The organism is Bacillus sp. m3-13, from assembly GCF_000175075.1.
GTDB classification, from domain to species: Bacteria; Bacillota; Bacilli; order Bacillales; family Bacillaceae_I; genus Sutcliffiella_A; species Sutcliffiella_A horikoshii_C.
In genome coordinates this window covers 1-3,145 of sequence record NZ_ACPC01000038.1, presented here as the reverse complement: position 1 = coordinate 3,145, position 3,145 = coordinate 1, and the positions used below count along the sequence as shown (strand labels likewise).

At 32.0% G+C, this 3,145-nt stretch carries 5 protein-coding genes; all 5 read right to left on the bottom strand.

The genetic code is table 11. From position 1 onward, the window contains the following. Positions 1 to 62 precede the first annotated feature (62 nt). Positions 63 to 629: a hypothetical protein gene (locus M313_RS0117070; protein WP_010198105.1), complete on the bottom strand. Its 567-nt coding sequence runs from the start codon at positions 627 to 629 to the stop codon at positions 63 to 65. A gap of 245 nt (positions 630 to 874) precedes the next feature. Next, positions 875 to 1,423: a nucleotidyltransferase domain-containing protein gene (locus tag M313_RS0117065; RefSeq protein ID WP_010198103.1), complete on the bottom strand. Its 549-nt coding sequence runs from the start codon at positions 1,421 to 1,423 to the stop codon at positions 875 to 877. 204 nt (positions 1,424 to 1,627) lie between these two features. Continuing rightward, positions 1,628 to 2,032, bottom strand: coding sequence for a GNAT family N-acetyltransferase (locus M313_RS0117060; RefSeq protein ID WP_010198102.1), 405 nt, complete (start codon positions 2,030 to 2,032; stop codon positions 1,628 to 1,630). A gap of 316 nt (positions 2,033 to 2,348) precedes the next feature. Next, a complete protein-coding gene (locus tag M313_RS23930) occupies positions 2,349 to 2,843 on the bottom strand; it encodes a hypothetical protein (protein WP_010198101.1) in 495 nt (164 codons plus the stop codon). Positions 2,844 to 2,908: 65 nt separating this feature from the next. Next, positions 2,909 to 3,145: hypothetical protein (locus M313_RS0117050; RefSeq protein ID WP_010198100.1), on the bottom strand; the 237-nt coding region annotated here is incomplete at its 5' end.

Below are 3,145 nucleotides of genomic sequence, written 5' to 3'. Positions count from 1 at the left end.
TTCTTCATATAACACCGCCTTTTTTAATTGAACACTCTAACCAACTTGCAAGGATTTATAAATTAAGATGATCTAATTTTATTCAACTCTTCTTCGTATTGATTGCTAATTTTACTTATTCTTTTTATAGTTTCTTCAATATTTAGAGTCTCAACTTCAGTTGAAGTTAACGCACCAATTGATTGTGATAGCTCTTTTAAAACTTCTAGATACTCTATATCTCTATCAGAAAGAGGAACAATTTCAATACCATCCTGAAATTTGCTGTTTAAAAATTCTCTATGAAAGCTATTGACTTCTCCCGCAAGTTTGTTCGAATTATTTTGATATTGAACTTTAAAATCTATGTCATATTTTTTAGTAAAAGTTAAAGAATCGTCAATTCCAAATAAAATATCATTAGATATGTACCAGATAGTATCAAATTCCTGGCGGGTGATTTGTTTGGTGTTTATTGTCTTTTCCAACTCTTTAGGAAGGATTTCTTTTGCCACACTAAAAGCAGAATTTAGTTCCCCTTTTAAATCTCCTTCTAGCTTTTTATTTAGAGAGTTCATTTGGTGAAATTGGTATATGTTTAAAATTAGCAAAAAGATAATCCCTAATGTAAGTATTTTATTTTTACTCATAGTCCCCCCCCCATATAGTTAGATTCTCGCCCTAGCATTAGAAAGAAATATAATCCTTTTTTGTTGAAAGTTGTTATTACAGGAATGCTGCCCTATTGCTTAATACCAATTATTTCATAAGCTTCAAATTACTACAATATACAATTCTTCATCTAGGTCAAGATAAAAAGAGCGCTGAACCTTGTCCCAGGAAAGCGCTAGATTGCTAAGATTAATTATAATTTTTTGAACAAAAGTTTAATAATCTAACTTCTAACTTTTCCCTCAATAATCTGCTGAAGAATTTCTATACTTTTATGGTCTTTCGGACGAAGTTTTCTTCCTGTTCCTTGTTCGTAAACTCTTTTCTCCTCAAGTAATTGGTATGGGTTAAGAACATTTATTGATATACCATGTACCTTATAGAGTTCCTTAGTTAAGGCATCTTTCCTCCATATCCAGTCGGGAAAACCGTTAGCGACTATTTTTCCCTCACCGGAAAGCATAACAAATACAAAACTCACACCGATATTGTTCTTGTGGAAATCAGTTTGAAACTCACTTACTACATTTTTTTGATAACCAGCCTTTACAAGAGCCAGTTCCACGTGTTCACGATGTTGGATCCATGTAACTAAGTCAATATCTGAATGTGACCGTGTAATCCTTTCTAATAAAAAATCTATCGCCCATCCACCTCGTAGCCACAAGCTCATATTAAAAGATAAGCAAATTTCATTTATTTCTTGAAGTATATCTAACTGTAGTTTGCTCGTATTATTTTCATTTTCTAATGTAAGATCTTTAAAATCCATCCTCATCCACACCTTTAATGTAATACAACTTTACTATTGGTTTATTCTTCATGAGTCTTGAAATAACCTTTTCGCTAACCTAACGCGTATTTCAGAATGTGGCTCTAAAATAAAATGAGCGCTAATCCTTGTTCCTGGATCGCGCCCTATTCTCGAAGATCTAAAATCATAAATTAGAGCTTCCAAAATGGATTAACTGCTGTTTTAACTTCCAGATTGCTTTTTATAATTCCTTAAAATCATACCATTTGTCTTTATCATACCGAACTTATCATAATAAGGAACCAAGTCATCGTCACAACATAAATCAATCATGTATATGTCATCAAGTTCTTTTAGCATTCGATTTACTAATTCTTTACCTATCCCTTTATTTTTGTACTCTGGTAAAACCTCAAGGAAGGGAATATAGGCAGATAGAACATCGTCACTAATTGCGGTAATAAATCCAATTACTTGATCTGTATTATCATCTAACGCAATAACCACTTTACTGCTATTTTTCAGCAGTTTTAAGTGAGTTTCTAGTTTTGGTGGTTTAGGCCAATTAACAAAAAAACCTTTTAACATATCAGAAGAAATACCTTCGAGTGAATTCTTGTAAATCATCATATATCAGCTCCCAATTTTTAATAACTTATTAGACAGATGATATATATCAAAAGTAAAGTAACAAAAATATGACCCCCAAGCCTTCTAAGGAATACTTAATTATTCAATTCAAATTTAAAAATCCCTCCCACTGGCTCGATAAATGCGCCCTTTAATGGAATAACTGACATATTGCCTTGATTCTAAAATTATTCTACTTCAACTAACGCTCCTGATTACGGAGCAATGACCATAACGGATAAGTTAAATATCACTACTATCAATATTAAGGAAGTAATTACTGGGTATGTAGTTTGGGATTTTTTCTGGAGAGTCAAATAAAACTACTTCTAGTAAATATGGTGAATCCCATCTCTTCAATATCTAGAAAGGTTTCGAGTTTATTAACATCAAGGTTTTTAAAGACTAAAGGTTCATCTACCCAATGTTTTGGGGGAATTAAATCTTGCTCTGATAAATCCTTCCCGTGAAAAATGAACACACTCAGACCATTGCAAACCAGTTCTTCTGCAAGCTTACTTATAATATGTAACTTATCTATTGAGTCTATTTTAATTACAGCTCCATCTGACGAAAATTCATAAAATAGAATATTATTCGAAATTAAGGTCTTTTTTTCGTATCCAAAGATCATTGAGTTTAAAACAAAGAAAACAGGAAGACCGAACATTTTTTGGACTAACGAAATTATTAAATCATTTGTGATGTCAGTCATTCCAATAGATATAGATGCAAAAACATCTTGTGGAAAGTTAACACTATTAATTATGCTTTGGTCCGAATATTGTACAAAATACTCTTTTTTCAATTTCAATCCTCCTTCCAGATTTCAGTTCTATTTTCAACAAACGCCCTAGATTGTTGAACAATCATTTATTTCTCTTCTCCGAGTAAAGAATACACGTTACCATTTTTTACGGAAAACGCTCCTATAACCTCTCCATCGCTCATCATAACGGTGACTGATATACGACCTACTAATACATCACTTAATGGATGATTGCTTACATAGAAAAACTCGTGGTGAATTTCTTTATCTATATAGAACTCTTGATCATGCTGTTGTACTGATAAAAAGTTAGAATTTGGTTTTTCATTAACGTTTTTCTC

Coding starts and splice junctions, on each gene's coding strand:
- M313_RS0117065 (WP_010198103.1), bottom strand. CDS start 1,423: ATGGATTTTAAAGATCTTACATTAGAAAATGAAAATAATACGAGCAAA.
- M313_RS0117070 (WP_010198105.1), bottom strand. CDS start 629: ATGAGTAAAAATAAAATACTTACATTAGGGATTATCTTTTTGCTAATT.
- M313_RS0117060 (WP_010198102.1), bottom strand. CDS start 2,032: ATGATTTACAAGAATTCACTCGAAGGTATTTCTTCTGATATGTTAAAA.